Source organism: Streptomyces sp. NPDC002793, from assembly GCF_040295485.1.
In the GTDB taxonomy this organism is placed as follows: Bacteria; Actinomycetota; Actinomycetes; order Streptomycetales; family Streptomycetaceae; genus Streptomyces.
The window spans coordinates 70,264-84,802 of sequence record NZ_JBEOVL010000009.1; the positions used below are offsets into that span (position 1 = coordinate 70,264).

The window sequence follows — 14,539 nt, forward strand, 5'->3', positions numbered from 1 at the left end:
GACCATCATTCCATTAGTTGACTAATGGAATTGAGGCGAGGCGCGCGTGACGGAGACGAGCAATCGGGGCGACGGCCCGGGCGCATGGGCCCTGGAGGCCCGCGGGCTGGGAAAGCGATACCGGCGCGGCTGGGCACTGCGGGACTGCTCCTTCCGGCTTCCGGCCGGGCGGATCTGCGGTCTCGTCGGGCCCAACGGAGCGGGCAAGAGCACACTGCTGAGCATGGCCTCCCGCCAGGTGGCGCCGACCCAGGGGGAGTTGCGGGTGTTCGGGGTTCCGGTGGGCGATCCCGAGGTGCTGCCGAGGTTCGCGTTCCTCGGTCAGGACAAGCCGATGTTCAAGCGGTTCAGCGTGGCGGACACGCTGCGGATCGGCAGCGAACTCAACCCCGGCTGGGACGAGGCGGCTGCCGAGCGGATCGTACGCGCGGGCAATGTGCCGATGGACGCCGCCGTCGGCACGCTCTCCGGCGGGCAGCGCACCCGCGTCGCCCTCGCACTGGCCTTCGGCAAGCGGCCGGATCTGCTGCTGCTCGACGAGCCGATGGCCGACCTCGACCCGCTGGCCCGCGACGAGATGAGCACCCTGCTGATGGCCGAGGCCGTCGAGCGCGGCACCACGGTGGTGATGTCCTCGCACATCCTGACCGAGCTGGAGGACATGTGCGACTACCTGCTGGTCGTCGCCGACGGCCGGATCCGCATGGCGGGTGACGCCGACGCACTCGTGCCCGCACACGCCCTGGTGACCGGGCTCGCCGAGGACGGCGGCCTGCCCGCGGCTCTCACCCGGCACACGGTCATCGAACAGCGCGTGCAGGGGCGGCAGTTCCAGGCGATGGTGCGGCCCGACGGCCCGCTGTCCGGCGACTGGCAGGTGTCCGAACCCAGCCTGGAGGAAGTGCTGCTCGCGCATCTGCGCTCACCGGACGCCCCCGCGCTGTACACACCCGGCGCGCAGATCGAGACCGAAGGGACCAGGGCCGCATGAGCACCACCCTGACCGGCATCCCCGCCGCACGGACGGCCCGCCCGAGGATGCTGCGCGGACTGACCTGGCTGGTCCTGCGCCAGCACCGGACCACGCTGTTCTGCATCCTCGCCCTGGTGGTGCTCGGCTCACTCTGGATCGTGTACCAGCGCGCCCAGCTGACCGATGCACTCACCGCCGCGGGCTGGCCCGAGAAGACCGTGCCGCAGCCCGTCGTCGGCGGCGCCTACAGCCAACTCACCTCCCTGCTCGGCCTGTTGCCTGTCGCCCTCGCCGTCCTCTTCGGCGCCCCGCTCATCGCGGCCGACCAGGAGCAGGGCACCGCGCAACTCGTCAGCACGCAGTCCGTGACGCGCCGCCGCTGGGTCGCCGCGAAGCTCGGATGGTGCCTCCTGATCACCCTGGTGGCCTGCTCGGCGCTCTCCGCGGTCTTCACCTGGTGGTGGCGGCCCCACCGCTCGGTCCTTCCGGACGTCTGGATGGACACCTCGGTCTTCGACGCCACGGGCCCCGTCCTCCCCGCACTCGCACTGTTCCTCACTGCGGTCGGCTTCACGGTCGGCATCCTGGTGCGCAGGGTCCTGGCCTCCATGGTCATCACGCTCGTCGCCTGCGTGGCCGCGAAGGTCGCCTGGAGCGTGCTCCGGGTCCACCTGGTCGCGCCCCGCACACTCACCTTCCCGCTGGACGCCGAGTTCCCCTCGCGCCTCGACGACGCGTACGAGGTGGACCGCTGGGTCGCGAGCGCCGACGGTCAGCTGTACGGATGGGGTTCGTGTGCCGAGGCGACGGAGAAGGCCACGAACGCGTGCGTCGAGAAGCTGGGCCTCGTCGACAACGTCCACGAGTTCTTCGAGTACGACCAGATGGCCGCCATGCAGTGGACCGGTGCCGGCGTCCTGCTGGCCGGCACCGCCGTACTGACCGCGTTCGCCCTGTGGTGGGCCTCCCGGCGTTCCCTGTGACGATCCCCCCGCCCTCTACGTAAAATGTCATCGATCGAGCGGAAGGTGATGTCCGTGGTCGTGTTCCGCATCGACCGGCGCAGCGGCGTGGCGACGTATCTCCAGATCGTCCGGCAGGTCGAACAGGCCCTGCGGATGGGCGCACTGGAAGAAGGTGACCGGCTGCCCACCGCCGCGCAGGTCGCCGCCTCCATCAAGGTCAACCCGAACACGACGCTCAAGGCCTACCGTGAGCTGGAGCGGGCGGGGCTCGCCGAGGTGCGCCAGGGGGCGGGGACGTTCATCACCCGCACCCTCGCGGATCCGGAGGACGGACCCGAGTGGCCGCTGCGCACCGCGCTGAACGAATGGCTGCACCAGGCGCGCGACGAGGGCCTCGGCCACGAGGAGGTCCAGGCCCTCTTCCGGGCCTCGTTCGAGGCCGCCTATCCCCCGGCCCCGGAGTGCTGAGCTCCGGCCACCGAGGGGCGCCGCGACGACGACGGGTCCGGAGCCTCCGCCGGCGCGGAGGGCCGGACCCCGTCCGCCTGTCCCGTACGGGTCAGGCCTTGTTCTGCGAGGTCCAGAACTCGTCGAAGGTGAGCTCGCCGTCGCCGTTGCCGTCGTGGGCGTTGATGACGGCCTGGGCGACGGTCTCGGTGACGTAGGGGTCACCGAGCTGCGCCATCGCGCTCTTGTACTCCGCGGCCGTGATGCTGCCGTCGCCGTTCTGGTCGAAGCGCTCGAATGCCTTGCGTGCCGACTCGATGTCCGCCACTGTTCCGCCCCTTCGTTGAGCATCGTTGACGAAGGTCAGATTATCCGGCAGCACGGACGGCGGATCCGGCGGGAGACAGCAGCCCGCCGGCCCGTGGGAACGGCGTCAGGACAACAGCTCCGTGGCGGTCACCGCGCGCAGTCGGCGCCGGTCGATCTCGGTGAGGAGCAGGGGCAGTGCGGCGACGGTGTCCCGGTAGCCGAAGTGCAGGCTCACCACGGAGCCGTTACGGAGTTCACCGGCGACCTTGCGGGTGACGGCCGCGACACCGGGCGAGGTGAAGTCGAGGGAGTCCACGTCCCAGGACAGGACGTGCGGGTATCCGGCCCGGCGCGCGAGGTCCTGGACGAGCGGGGTGGCGTACCGGGTGCGCGAGGGCCTGAACCAGGTGCCGATCGAACCGGTGAGCCGGTGCAGACGCCGGGCGCAGCCGGTGATCTCCTCGTACGCCCGTGCCTCGTCCATCGTGTTGATGTCGAGGTGCCCCTGGGTGTGATTGCCGAGGTCATGGCCGCCGTCAAGGATCCGGCGGGCCATTCCGGGGTGCCGGTCGAGCCAGTCGCCGTCGGCCAGGACGGTGAGGCGGGCGCCGGCCCGCTCGGCCAGGGCGAGGGCGGTGCCGGCCAGGGCGGGGTCACCCTGGCCGTGGAAGGTGAGGGCGACGCGGGGGCGGTCGCGGGGGCCGTGCTCGATCTGGACCGGCTGCCCGGGGAAGCGGCGCGGGGCGGCCGGGAGCGCGCCGCCACCGGCCGGCCGGGACGGCCCGGCGCCGCCCGCGCCGTCGCCGTGCCGCACCGTGCGGGCCGGCCGCTGCGGGGTCACGTCCCGCGCGCAGCCCGCCGCGGAGGTGGCCGCCAGCAGGACCCCGGCGGCCGCCCGCAGGGCGCCTCGGCGGAGCACCGGTGTCCTGCGAGCGTCCATGGCCGTCCACCTCGCGGGTCGGTTGGGGATCTTTCCCGGGATCCGACACAGAGTAGGGCGGCATCGGGTGAATTCACGGGTGCGGCCAGGCAGAGCCACCCCCGGCAGTACTCGATGAATCACCGAGTGAACACCACGTGCGTACAGAGATTGTCAGGTGCGTGACCCATCACACCTACGATTCACAAGATAAATGGAATGATTGAGAGATAATTGCCCGATATGCGACTTTGGCTCCACGGTCGCCCGTCTGCCATAGTCGGGGACAGGACCTCCTCCGACCCGAGCCAGGTCCCCCGCGCGGCCGTGGACACCCCCCATTCCGCGGCCCCCGCAGAAGCCCCCGACGCGCCACACCCAGGCCGCGACCGGGGGCTTCCGCGTATCAGCGGTCGGTGGTGCGCATCTCGAACCAGGTGGTCTTGCCGCGCGGTAAGAGATCCACACCCCACCTGTCGGAGAGCTTGTCGACCAGGAAGAGGCCCCGCCCGCTGACGTCCATCTCCCGGACGGGCATCAGGCACGGCAGGCCGCGCGAGGGGTCGCGCACCTCGATCCGGATCCAGCCGCGGCGACGCAGCATCCGCAGGCCGAAAACCCGCGCTCCGGTATGCCGCACGGCGTTGCCCACGAGCTCGGAGACCAGGAGCACACCGTGTTCGGCGGTCTGCGGGGGGAGCTGCCACTGACGCAGCATCACGCACCCGGTGATCCTGCGGGCGGTGGCGGCGGACTCCGGACGCGAGGGCAGCCGCACTTCAGCCTCCGTCGGGTTTCCGTACAACTCCAGCGCCTTGAACGCCTGTTCGTCTTCGACGGCGGCCGTCCTACGTGCCGCCGCCGCACCGCCGCGCGGTCGCGGCTGCTCCACACCCTCCAGGCCCGCCATGCTCACCATCATGGCCGCACACCACGCGCTCCGTGACCGTTCCGGTGGAATCCGTCACCCGGAACCAGTCGTTCCGTGCCGTTCCTCGGCATATGCCAGAGGCATAACGGACGCCTGTGCACCACGGCCACCTGCGACGACGAAGGACCGTCGGGCAATTGCACACGCGGAGCGGGCGCCGGACCTTAAGTCCCTCTTAAGGTCCGGCTGATCCGCTCGCAAGGATGAACGCGCGGTCCTGCGTACGCGACTCGCCCCCGAGTCAGCGGTCCTGCGTACGCGTCTCCCTCCTGGTCAGAGGAACCGGGCCTTGCCCGGCCCCTCCTCCACGAAACTGCGCATGCCACGCTCCCGGTCCTCGGTGGCGAACAGGCCCGCGAACCAGTTCCGCTCGACGGTGAGCCCGGTGTCGATGTCCGTCTCCAGCCCGGCGTCCACGGACTCCTTCGCCGCCCGCAGCGCCAGCGCGGGGCCCCGCGCCAGCCTGGCGGCCCAGGCGTGCGCCTGCTCGTACACCTCGGCGGCGGGGACCACGCGGTCCACCAGGCCCATCGCCAGGGCCTCGTCGGCCTTCACCTGACGGCCCGTGAAGATCAGGTCCTTGGCCTTGGACGGGCCCACCAGCCGGGCCAGGCGCTGGGTGCCGCCGGCGCCGGGGATCAGGCCCAGCAGGATCTCCGGCTGGCCGAGCTTCGCGTTGCTCCCGGCGATCCTGAAGTCGGCGCAGAGCGCCAGCTCGCAGCCGCCGCCCAGGGCGTAGCCGGTGACGGCCGCGACCACGGGCTTGGGGATCCGGGCCACGGCGGTGAAGGACTCCTGCAGGGCCCTGGAACGCACGACCATCGCCGCGTGGTCCATCGCCCGCATCTCCTTGATGTCCGCGCCCGCCGCGAACACCTTCTCGCCGCCGTAGAGGATCACGGCCCGTACGTCGTCACGCCGGCCGGCCTCCTCGGCGAGCTCGCGCAGCCGGTCCTGGACGGCGATGTCCAGGGCGTTCATGGGCGGCCGGTCCAGCCTGATCGTGCCGACGCCGTCGCTTACTTCGAGGGTTACGGTCATGGGGAGCAGGTTAACCGCCGCTAACGCGGGCGGGCCCGGTGCCGTTGGTCACAGCACCGGGCCCGCCCGCGTCAGCGGTGGGTGTCTACTCGGTCCACTCCGCCCAGTCCATGTTCCAGCCGTTGAGGCCGTTGTCGGGCTGGATGACCTTGTCCTTGGAGTTCTTGACGACGACGACGTCCCCGATCAGGGAGTTGTCGAAGAGCCAGGCCGCCGGGGTCTTGCCGTCCCAGCCGCCGCGCACATCGCGGAGGCCGACGCATCCGTGGCTGGTGTTGGTCGAGCCGAAGATGCTCGACGCACCCCAGTAGTTGCCGTGGATGAAGGTGCCCGACGTCGACAGGCGCATCGCGTGCGGCACGTCCTTGATGTCGTACTCGCCGCCGAAGCCGACGGTGTCGCCGTTCATCCGGGTCACCTTGAGCTTCTCGCTGATGACCATCTGCCCGTTGTACGTGGTCGTGGCCGGCGCGCCCGCCGAGATCGGGATGTCCTTGATCTGCTTGCCGTCGCGGACCACCTTCATCCGGTGGGAGCTCGCGTCGACCGTGGAGACCTGGCTGCGGCCGATGGTGAACTCCACCGTCTTGGCCTGCTTGCCGTAGACCCCCGGACGCCCCTCGACACCGTCCAGGTCGAGTCGCAGCTTCACCTTCGTGCCCGCCGCCCAGTACTTCTCGGGGCGGAAGTCGAGGCGGTCGTTGCCGAACCAGTGGGGCTCGATGCGCACGGCGGGCTCCGCCGTCACGCTGATCGCCTTCTCCACGGCGTCCGGGTCGGTGATGCCACGGGTGAAGTGGATCGACACCGGCATGCCCACGCCGACGGTCGAACCGTCCTCGGGGGTGTACTGACCGATGAAGGTGTTCTTCGGGACCAGCGTCGTGAAGCTGATGTCCTTCGCCGACTCACGGCCCTTGCCGTCCTTGGCGACCGCGTGCACCGTGTACTTCGTCGCGGCGGCCAGGTGGCGGTCGGGCACCCAGCTCAGGCCGTCCTTCGCGATCTTGCCCGCGACTTCCTTGCCCTTGGGGTCCGCGACCTTCACCGTGCTCAGCTTGCCCTCGGCCGCCGAGACCTTCAGCGCCCCGCTGGTCGCCACGTCCTCGGCGCCGTCCTTGGGCGCGATGGTCACCACCGCCTGTGAGGCACTGGTGTCATCGACCTTGGCGCCCGCCTCCCCGCCGTCCTTGTCGGCGGCGCTCCCGCTGCCCCCGCACGCGGTCACCAGCAGCAGCAGCGCGCCCAGTGCCAGTGCGAGAACTCCGCGGGCCCCCCGCCCGCGCCGTCCCCCGTCCGCCTCGGCCCATGCCCCCGATATCGGCTGCCCGTTCAATGTGGTCGTCTCCCCTCGCACGGCCTGGCCCCGCCCGGCCCGCACCCCCGCGCGCTGTACATGCACGCTCGGCGCAAGATAATCACACCGCACGTGGGGAGAACTCCCCCGGATTGTCACCGTTCGGTCCCAAGTCGCCCCGGACCGCCGCCGAGTGGTCCCGGAGAGCGGATCTCCGGGACCTTCCTAGGTCGGAACGGGGGTCAGCGCAGGGCCGAGCCCGCCTTCCACCGGGGCCAGGAGAGGTTCCAGCCGCCGAGGCCGTTGTCCGCCGCGACCGTCTTGTCCGCGGAGTTGACCACCTCGACCACATCGCCGATGAGCGTCCGCTCGAAGAACCAGCCGGCCGGGGTGTCCGAGCCGCCTCCCTTCACGTCACGCAGCCCGATGCAGCCGTGGCTGGTGTTCTCGGAACCGAAGACGTCCGGGGACTCCCAGTAGTTGCCGTGCAGGAAGGTGCCCGACTTCGTGAGCCGGATCGCGTGGGGCACGTCCTTGATGTCGTACTCACCCCCGAACCCCACGGTGCTGCCGTCCATGCGGGTCACGTCGTGCAGTTCGGAGACCACCATCTTCCCGTTGTACGTGGTCCGCTTCGCCGCCCCCGCCGTGATCGGCACCGTGCTGACGAGTTCACCGTCCCGGCGCACCTCCATGGTGTGCGCCCCGGCGTCCACCACGGACGTCTGGGAGCGGCCCACCCTGAAGGTCACCTTCTTCCGCTGGCTGCCGTACACCCCCGGTGCGCCCTCCACATCGCGCAGGCCCACATCGACGGTCACCTCGGTGCCCGGCGCCCAGTAGGCGGCGGGCCGGAAGTCCAGCCGGTTCCTGCCGAACCAGTGACCGACCACCTCGACCTCGGGTTCCGTGGTGATCCTGATGGCCTTCTCCACCGCGGCCCGCCGGGTGACGGGCCGGTTGAAGTCGAAGGAGACGATCATGCCGGTGCCCACGGTGGACCGGTTCTCCGGTTTGAAGTAACCGATGAAACGGTCCTTGGGCACCAGCGTGGTGAAGGTGGCGCTGCGGGCCGACCGGCGGCCGTCACCGTCGACGGCGACCGCCTCCACGCTGTACTTCCCGGCCAGCCCGAGCCGGTACCCGCCGTCCCGTGGGGCCCATGACCGGCCGTCCTTCGCGATGCGGCCGGGCACCTCCTGGTGTTCCGCGTCCTCCATCCGGGTCACCTTCACCCGCTCCAGCCGTCCGTCGGGGACGGTCACCTCCAGCCGGCTGTCCGCGCCGACGTTCGCGGCACCGTCCTCGGGGACGATCCGGATGGCGTCCCCGGGTGCCCGGTCGTCCCCGAAGAACGACGTCGCCTCGGTGCAGCCCGTCAGCAGGGCCAGCACGGTGAACAGTCCTGCCCATGTCAGCACGGCGGCCGAACCCGCCCGTGCTCTCTTCGCTACGTGGTTCACGCTCCCCCCAACGACGTGGCCGCCCCGGGGAAACGTGAGTGCGGGGCCCCCGGTGGGCAGAACAGAGGGGAGCACACCGCCAGGAAGGCCGCGGCCGGGACGCCGCGTACTCCATCTGCCGGGTGGTCGCTCCTACGAGCCGCAGGAGGCTGAGAGGTGTCGAGCACAGCCGAGCAGGAGGAAACGCCGCGCACGACGGGGCGCGTCGGGACGAGCGGGCGGGCCTCGAAAGACGAAAGGGACGAACCACCCGTATGGCCGGGTGCCCCCATGCCGCTGGGGGCCCGCTTCCGGATCGGGCCGGACGGCGTGGCGGGCACCAACTTCGCCCTCTGGGCGGGCGGGGCCGAGGGCGTCGAGCTCTGCCTCTTCGACGAGCGGGGCACCGAGACCCGGCTCCCGCTGACGGAGCTGACCCACGAGATCTGGCACGGCTTCGTGCCCGGCGTCCGGGCGGGACAGCGCTACGGCTACCGGGTGCACGGCCGCTGGGACCCCTGGACCGGCGCCCGCTGGAACGCGGCGAAGCTGCTCCTCGACCCGTACGCCCGCGCGGTGGACGGGTCGTTCACCCTGCCGGCCGAGGTGTACGGCCATGTGAGGGACTGGCCCGAGCAGCACGTGGCCGACACCGTGCGCGACGACCGGGACTCGGCCCCGTACGTCCCCAAGGCGGTCGTCGTGCACGACGACGACGACTGGGCGGAGGACCGCAGGCCCAAGACGCCGTGGGCGGACACGGTCATCTACGAGCTGCACGTACGCGGCTTCACCGAGCTCCACCCCGACATCCCGCCCGAGCTGCGCGGCACCTACGCCGGACTCGCCCACCCCGCCGCGATCGGTCACCTCCGCCGGCTCGGGGTGACCGCCGTCGAACTGCTCCCGGTCCACCAGTTCGCCCACGAGGACCATCTGCTGCGGCGCGGACTGCACAACTACTGGGGCTACAACTCGATCGGCTACTTCGCCCCGCACGCGGACTACGCGGCGAGCGGCACGGCGGGGCAGCAGGTCGGAGAGTTCAAGCAGATGGTGCGCGCCCTGCACGACGCCGGGATCGAGGTGATCCTCGACGTGGTCTACAACCACACCGCGGAGGCCGGTGAGCTCGGCCCGATGCTCTCCCTGCGGGGCATCGACAACCGCGGCTACTACCGCCTCCAGCAGGACGCCCGGCGCTACGCGGACTACACCGGCTGCGGCAACACCCTGCACGTGGTGCAGCCGCAGGTCCTCAGGCTGATCACGGACTCGCTCCGCTACTGGGTGACGGAGATGGGCGTCGACGGGTTCCGCTTCGACCTGGCGGCGGCCCTCGCCCGCTCGATGCACGACGTGGACATGCTCTCCCCGTTCCTCGCGGTCATCGCCCAGGACCCCGTACTGCGCCGGGTCAAGCTGATCGCCGAACCGTGGGACGTCGGCAACGGCGGCTACCAGGTGGGCGCGTTCCCGCCGCTGTGGACCGAGTGGAACGACCGCTACCGGGACGCCGTACGCGACTTCTGGCGCGGCGCCCTGCCCGACGTGCGCGACATCGGCTACCGGCTCACCGGCTCCAGCGACCTGTACGCATGGGGCGGCAGGCGCCCGTACGCCTCGGTCAACTTCGTCACCGCGCACGACGGTTTCACCCTGCGCGACCTGGTCAGCTACGAGCACAAACACAACGAGGCCAACGGCGAGGGCAACCGCGACGGCACGGACGACAACCGGGCCTGGAACGGCGGCGCCGAGGGCGAGACCGACGACCCCGGCATCAACGCACTGCGCCTGAGGCAGCTGCGCAACCTCCTGACGACACTGCTCCTGTCGACCGGGGTGCCGATGCTGGTGGCGGGCGACGAGATGGGCCGCACCCAGGGCGGCAACAACAACGCCTACTGCCAGGACAACGGGATCAGCTGGCTGGACTGGTCGCTCCTGGAGCAGCCCCGGTGGCGGGAGCTGACCGAGCTGACCGCCCGGGTGCTGACCCTGCGCCACCGCCATCCCGTACTGCGCCGCCGGGCCTTCTTCGCCGGGACACCGCAGGCCCCGGACGGCCTGCGGGACCTGGCGTGGTTCACGGCGCGGGGCGCGGAGATGACGGAGGACGACTGGTACGCACCGGCCGCCACGCTCGGCCTCTACCTCTCCGGGCGTGACATCCCGGGCCGGGACGCGCGCGGCGCGCAGATCACGGACGACAGCTTCCTCGCCGTCCTGCACGCGGACCACCGGCCCTGCGAATTCCTGCTCCCGGGCCCGCCCTGGGCCCGGACGTACGAACTGGTGCTGGACACCTCGCGCGAGGAACAGTCCACGGCACCCGGCACGCTCCACCGCGGCGGTGCGGCGCTCACGGTGGAGGGCAGGTCGGTGATGCTGCTGCGGGTGGCGGAGTGAGGGACGCCCTCGCGCACCGGCCGGTCTCAGCCGAGGATGCCGCGCTCGTAGCCGACGGCGACGGCCGCCGCCCGGTCCTTGGCACCCAGCTTGGCGAACACATGGGTGAGGTGGGTCTTCACGGTCGCCTCGCTGATGAACAGCTCGGCGGCGATCTCCCGGTTCGAGGTCCCCTTGGCCACGAGCCGGAGCACCTCGCACTCGCGTGCGGAGAGCGACTCGTGACCGGCTGCCGCCGGAGTGCGTACCCGGGAGACGAGCCGTGAGGCGACGGCCGGTGACAGGACCGTACGGCCGTCCGCGGCGGCGCGTACGGCGGTGAACAGCTCGTCGCGGGGCGCGTCCTTGAGCAGGTAACCGGTCGCGCCCGCCTCGATCGCGGGCAGGGTGTCGGAGTCGGTGTCGTACGTGGTGAGGACGAGCACCCGGGAGCGTACGCCGAGGCGGGTCAGCTCCGTGATGGCCGCGACTCCCCCGCCGCCCGGCATCCGCAGGTCCATCAGCACGACGTCGGGGTCGAGGCGGGTGGTGAGCTCGACGGCGGCCACTCCGTCGGCGGCCTCGCCGAGCACCTCGAAGCCGGGGGCCGCGGCGAACATGCCGCGCAGACCGTCCCGGACGACGGGGTGGTCGTCGACGAGGAGAAGCGTGATGACGCGCGCGGTTCCCGGGGCCTGAGTCATATCGGCTCCAGGTTACGTGGCGTCAGGTGCGCCGGACCAGCGGCACCCGGGCGGAGATCGCCGTGCCCCGGCCGGGTTCCGTCTCGATCTCCACCGTGCCGCCGATCCGTTCGGCGCGGGCCCGCATTCCGCCGAGGCCGAAGCCGCCCGTGCCGCTGTGCGGGGCCACGGCGACCGGGTCGAAGCCGCAGCCGTCGTCGCGTATGTCCAGGGTGATCTCGTCGCCCATGTACGAGAGGGTGACGCCGGCCCGGGTCGCTCCGGCGTGCCGGGCGGCGTTGGCGAGGGCCTCCTCCGCGATACGGAGCAGCGTGGCGCCGACCTCGTCGTGGAGCGGCTCGACGGTGCCGGTGACCGTGAACTCCGCGCGCACGGAGGTGCGTTCCGCCCACCCGGCCACCGTCTTCTTCAGTGCTCCGGGCAGGTCGTCCTCCTCCAGTGCGGCGGGCACCAGGTTGTGCACGGAGCGGCGCGCCTCGCCGAGGCTGTGCCGGGCGAGGGCGGCCGCGCGGTCGAGGTGTTCCCGGGCCGCGGCGGGGTCGGTGGTGGAGTCGCCGGCCTGGAGCTGGGCGATGATCCCGGCCAGGCCCTGCGCGAGGGTGTCGTGGATCTCGGCGGCGAGCCGGCGCCGCTCGTCGGCGACCCCCGCCTCCCGCGCCTGGAGCAGGAGTTGGGCGTGCAGGGTCGCGTTCTCGGCGAGGGCCTGTTCCAGTCGGGTGTTGGCGAGCTCCAGCTCGGTGATGGTCTGTCTCTGGTGCCAGGCCTTCTTCTCCTCGCGGTCCATGAGGTTGCCGAAGAAGATGGCGAGGGCGGAGTGCAGGGCGAAGAGCGCGCCGAAGGCGATCCAGTTGGTCAGGGAGGCCGGCGGCAGTCCGCTGCCGGACTGCGCTCCGGCCATGGTGACGGCGGTGCACATCAGCCCGGGTCGTACGAAGCGCCGCGGGACCAGCGTGGCGACGTCGAAGTAGCCGACGATGGCGTAGATGGAGAAGAAGGGGTTGCACCAGCAGAGCGCGAAGCCCAGCACGGTCCGCAGCACGTAGTAGACCTGGCCGGCCCGTTCGTGCGCGGGCAGTTGCCGGGTCCGGCCCCACCACACCTGGAGGACGGCAGCCACGGAGGCCAGGGCCGCCGCGGCGTACAGGTCCGTCGGGGTCATGCCGACGAGCCCGGCGGACAGCGCGGCCATCAGGGCCGCGACCCCCAGGAGGGTGTACGGACCGAACCGTTCCGCCAGCGTCCCGATGTGCATGCGTGCCTCCGTCGCCTCCTCCGGCCACAGTCTCCCCCCGTGGCACGCCCCGGGTCACTCCCAGCGGAAGAGCCGGGTCGCCACCCTGCCCAACACGGCGGTCCACAGAACCATCACCAACAGGTGCGTCCAGCCCGGCCAGTTCCCCGTGGCCGCCTGGTCCATGGCCTGGGAGGCGGCGCCGAACGGGGTGAACTCGACGATCACGCGCAGCAGGTCCGGCATGGTCTGGACGGGCACCCAGACCCCGGCGGTGAACATCATCAGGAGGTACGCCACCGAACCGACGGCGGTCGCGACCTTGGACGTCCGGGACAGTGCGCAGATCGTCGCGCCGAGGGCGAGGACACACGTGGCGGCGAGGAGGAGTGCCAGCAGGTAGCCGGCCGACTGCCCCGGCAGCCGCACGCCGAAGGCGATCCTGCCGACGGCCATGACGAGCAGCGCCGAACCCAGTGAGGCCGCGCCGTGCAGCACGATCTGTGCGGCGAGCAGGGCCGAGGGGCGCACCGGGGTGGCCGACATCCGGCGCAGGATGCCGCGTTCCCGGTAGCCGGTGAGGACCGGCGGCATGGCCTGGAGTCCGGCCATGATCATGGCCAGGAGCACGGCCACCGGCACGTACAGGTCGATGACGCTGCGGCCGCCGAGGGCGTCGTCGGCCTTCCGGAAGGAGGGGATCAGGCCGAGGATCGTCAGCAGTGCGGTGGGGAAAACCAGGATCCAGAACAGGCTGCCGGGCTCACGCAGGAAGAGCCGGGTCTCCGTCCTCAGGACGGCGGCGAGCGGGGCGGGTCGGGACGGGACGGTGGTCGTGGTCATGATGCCTGCTCCGTGAGGTCGAGGAAGACGTCGTCCAGGCCGGCCTCGACGACGCGCAGCTGACGGGCGGTGATGTGGTGGCGGGCGAGGAGCGTGATCACGGCGTTGGCGGTGTCGTCCGTGCCGTTGATGACGACCCGGCCGCCGGGATCGGTCACGTCGACGGAGACGGCGCCCGGCAGCGCCTTGAGTTCGGCGTACGCGATCGGCTCCGAGGGGGTGAAGGAGATGGCCGTCGAGCCCGCCGCACCGCCGATCAGCCCGCCTGGGGTGTCGAGCGCGACGACGCGCCCTTTGTCGATCACCGCGACCCGGTCGCAGAGCCGCTGGGCCTCCTCCATGAAGTGGGTGACCAGCAGGACGGTCACCCCGCTGTCCCGGATCTCCTCGATCAGCTGCCAGGTGTCACGGCGGGCCCGGGGGTCGAGGCCGGTGGTCAGTTCGTCCAGCACGACCACACGCGGGTTGCCGATGAGTGCGAGCGCGATGAACAGGCGCTGCTTCTGGCCACCGGACAGCTTGGCGAAGCGGCGGTCCAGATGGCCGTCGAGCCCGAGCCGTTCGGCGAGCGCCCCCCGGTCGGCGGGGTGCGGGTAGAAGGCGCTGTACAGTTCCAGGGCCTCCCCCACGGTCAGCTTGGGCTGGAGCTCGCTCTCCTGGAGCTGCGCTCCCAGCAGCTGGGTGACGGCCTGGCGCTCGACGGCGGGGTCGAGGCCGGCGACCCGGACCGTGCCCGCGTCGGGGACCCGCAGTCCCTCGACGCATTCGACCGTGGTGGTCTTGCCGGCCCCGTTGGGGCCGAGGATCCCGAAGATCTCCCCCTCGTCGACGGTGAAACTCACCCCGTCGACCGCCGGGCGGCCCCCGTAGGCCTTGTGGACCCCGTTCACTTCGATGATTGCCATGCCCCAAGGATTCCGGCGGGCGGTCGGCGCCGGTATCCGCCGTCCCGCTCGGACCGGCATCAGCCGATCGGTTGACCGCACCCTCCGACCAGCGGCGTGTGACCGGAAAACCACATGAGCGATGTCAGTGGTGAACCTTAG

The 14,539-nt window shown here is 71.3% G+C and carries 14 protein-coding genes; 4 read left to right on the forward strand and 10 right to left on the reverse strand.

Features of this window, described 5'->3' with window-relative positions; genetic code table 11:
* Positions 1–46 precede the first annotated feature (46 nt).
* The 3 genes from ABT001_RS11095 to ABT001_RS11105 are packed head-to-tail and all read left to right on the forward strand — an operon-like array spanning position 47 to position 2,406.
* Complete coding sequence (locus ABT001_RS11095) at positions 47–991, forward strand: ABC transporter ATP-binding protein (RefSeq protein ID WP_351275348.1); 945 nt, start codon at positions 47–49, stop codon at positions 989–991.
* Positions 988–1,956 (forward strand): ABC-2 membrane transporter-related protein, encoded by a 969-nt coding sequence (locus ABT001_RS11100; RefSeq protein ID WP_351275350.1) that lies wholly within the window; start codon positions 988–990, stop codon positions 1,954–1,956. Before ABT001_RS11095 ends, ABT001_RS11100 begins: the two co-directional genes overlap by 4 nt.
* A 24-nt stretch (positions 1,957–1,980) precedes the next feature.
* Positions 1,981–2,406, forward strand: a complete 426-nt coding sequence (locus tag ABT001_RS11105; RefSeq protein WP_351275352.1) for a GntR family transcriptional regulator — start codon at positions 1,981–1,983, stop codon at positions 2,404–2,406.
* Positions 2,407–2,497: 91 nt separating this feature from the next.
* On the opposite strand, the gene ABT001_RS11110 is transcribed toward ABT001_RS11105, so the two are convergent.
* The 6 genes from ABT001_RS11110 to ABT001_RS11135 form a co-directional block, all read right to left on the reverse strand.
* On the reverse strand, positions 2,498–2,713 hold the full coding sequence (locus ABT001_RS11110) for an EF-hand domain-containing protein (protein ID WP_351275354.1): 216 nt from the start codon (positions 2,711–2,713) through the stop codon (positions 2,498–2,500).
* A 105-nt stretch (positions 2,714–2,818) separates the two neighbouring features.
* The gene (locus ABT001_RS11115; RefSeq protein WP_351275356.1) at positions 2,819–3,634 is read right to left on the reverse strand and encodes a polysaccharide deacetylase family protein; all 816 of its coding nucleotides are present in this window, start codon (positions 3,632–3,634) and stop codon (positions 2,819–2,821) included.
* Between the two features lie 385 nt (positions 3,635–4,019).
* A complete protein-coding gene (locus ABT001_RS11120; RefSeq protein WP_351275358.1) occupies positions 4,020–4,535 on the reverse strand; it encodes an ATP-binding protein in 516 nt (171 codons plus the stop codon).
* Between the two features lie 282 nt (positions 4,536–4,817).
* Positions 4,818–5,585 (reverse strand): enoyl-CoA hydratase/isomerase family protein, encoded by a 768-nt coding sequence (locus ABT001_RS11125; RefSeq protein WP_351275360.1) that lies wholly within the window; start codon positions 5,583–5,585, stop codon positions 4,818–4,820.
* Between the two features lie 85 nt (positions 5,586–5,670).
* Positions 5,671–6,921, reverse strand: a complete 1,251-nt coding sequence (locus tag ABT001_RS11130) for a L,D-transpeptidase (RefSeq protein ID WP_351275615.1) — start codon at positions 6,919–6,921, stop codon at positions 5,671–5,673.
* A 203-nt stretch (positions 6,922–7,124) separates the two neighbouring features.
* Positions 7,125–8,345: a L,D-transpeptidase gene (locus tag ABT001_RS11135; RefSeq protein WP_351275362.1), complete on the reverse strand. Its 1,221-nt coding sequence runs from the start codon at positions 8,343–8,345 to the stop codon at positions 7,125–7,127.
* A 270-nt stretch (positions 8,346–8,615) separates the two neighbouring features.
* Here ABT001_RS11135 and glgX point away from each other — a divergent pair, with 270 nt between their 5' ends.
* Positions 8,616–10,736, forward strand: a complete 2,121-nt coding sequence (glgX, locus tag ABT001_RS11140) for a glycogen debranching protein GlgX (protein WP_351275364.1) — start codon at positions 8,616–8,618, stop codon at positions 10,734–10,736.
* A gap of 26 nt (positions 10,737–10,762) precedes the next feature.
* On the opposite strand, the gene ABT001_RS11145 is transcribed toward glgX, so the two are convergent.
* From ABT001_RS11145 to ABT001_RS11160, 4 genes are read right to left on the reverse strand one after another with little or no spacing between them, the layout of a single operon-like run.
* Positions 10,763–11,419, reverse strand: coding sequence for a response regulator (locus ABT001_RS11145; protein WP_351275366.1), 657 nt, complete (start codon positions 11,417–11,419; stop codon positions 10,763–10,765).
* Positions 11,420–11,441: 22 nt separating this feature from the next.
* A complete protein-coding gene (locus ABT001_RS11150) occupies positions 11,442–12,671 on the reverse strand; it encodes a sensor histidine kinase (RefSeq protein ID WP_351275368.1) in 1,230 nt (409 codons plus the stop codon).
* Positions 12,672–12,725: 54 nt separating this feature from the next.
* Complete coding sequence (locus ABT001_RS11155; RefSeq protein WP_351275370.1) at positions 12,726–13,493, reverse strand: ABC transporter permease; 768 nt, start codon at positions 13,491–13,493, stop codon at positions 12,726–12,728.
* The gene (locus tag ABT001_RS11160; RefSeq protein WP_351275372.1) at positions 13,490–14,398 is read right to left on the reverse strand and encodes an ABC transporter ATP-binding protein; all 909 of its coding nucleotides are present in this window, start codon (positions 14,396–14,398) and stop codon (positions 13,490–13,492) included. Before ABT001_RS11160 ends, ABT001_RS11155 begins: the two co-directional genes overlap by 4 nt.
* Between the last annotated feature and the right edge of the window lie 141 nt (positions 14,399–14,539).

Bases quoted from the DNA above. Each gene is read 5' to 3' on its own strand.
- glgX (WP_351275364.1), top strand. From the start codon at position 8,616: ATGCCGCTGGGGGCCCGCTTCCGGATCGGGCCGGACGGCGTGGCGGGC.
- ABT001_RS11150 (WP_351275368.1), bottom strand. From the start codon at position 12,671: ATGCACATCGGGACGCTGGCGGAACGGTTCGGTCCGTACACCCTCCTG.
- ABT001_RS11100 (WP_351275350.1), top strand. From the start codon at position 988: ATGAGCACCACCCTGACCGGCATCCCCGCCGCACGGACGGCCCGCCCG.
- ABT001_RS11115 (WP_351275356.1), bottom strand. From the start codon at position 3,634: ATGGACGCTCGCAGGACACCGGTGCTCCGCCGAGGCGCCCTGCGGGCG.
- ABT001_RS11120 (WP_351275358.1), bottom strand. From the start codon at position 4,535: ATGATGGTGAGCATGGCGGGCCTGGAGGGTGTGGAGCAGCCGCGACCG.
- ABT001_RS11145 (WP_351275366.1), bottom strand. From the start codon at position 11,419: ATGACTCAGGCCCCGGGAACCGCGCGCGTCATCACGCTTCTCCTCGTC.
- ABT001_RS11155 (WP_351275370.1), bottom strand. From the start codon at position 13,493: ATGACCACGACCACCGTCCCGTCCCGACCCGCCCCGCTCGCCGCCGTC.
- ABT001_RS11105 (WP_351275352.1), top strand. From the start codon at position 1,981: ATGTCATCGATCGAGCGGAAGGTGATGTCCGTGGTCGTGTTCCGCATC.
- ABT001_RS11160 (WP_351275372.1), bottom strand. From the start codon at position 14,398: ATGGCAATCATCGAAGTGAACGGGGTCCACAAGGCCTACGGGGGCCGC.
- ABT001_RS11125 (WP_351275360.1), bottom strand. From the start codon at position 5,585: ATGACCGTAACCCTCGAAGTAAGCGACGGCGTCGGCACGATCAGGCTG.